This window comes from Citrobacter sp. Awk 2 (genome assembly GCF_028069815.1).
Classification (GTDB): Bacteria; Pseudomonadota; Gammaproteobacteria; order Enterobacterales; family Enterobacteriaceae; genus Citrobacter.
On record NZ_JANEWL010000266.1, the window covers coordinates 1 to 434 of the forward strand.

A 434-nucleotide genomic window follows, 5' to 3' on the forward strand; every position below is an offset into this window, starting at 1 on the left:
GGAATGAGTATCGTCATGAGCAGCAGGACCCGGCGATTGCCGCCGTTTACCCGCAAGGTATCCACGGGCAAATCGCCTCTTTTTTGCAGACGGCGGGGTTTACGACCCGAACGGCAACGCTGGATGAGCCCGAACATGGTTTAACCGACGCGGTGCTGAATGAGACGGATGTTTTAATCTGGTGGGGGCATATTGCCCATAATGAAGTCGACGATAGCGTCGTGGCACGTATTCAGCAACGGGTGCTGAAAGGAATGGGGTTGATTGTCCTGCACTCCGGGCATATGTCAAAAATATTCATGAGACTCATGGGAACCAGCTGCGACCTGAAATGGCGTGAAGCCGATGAACAGGAGCGTATTTTTGTTATTGATCCCACGCATGATATTGTAAAAGGAATTCCTGAAAGCTTCGTGCTCGAAAAAGAAGAAATG

1 protein-coding gene is annotated in these 434 nt (G+C 50.5%); it reads left to right on the forward strand.

The annotated features are described in order from the left end of the window. The coding region (locus NNO02_RS23565) for a ThuA domain-containing protein (RefSeq protein WP_271455907.1) at positions 1-434 on the forward strand (434 nt) is incomplete at both ends.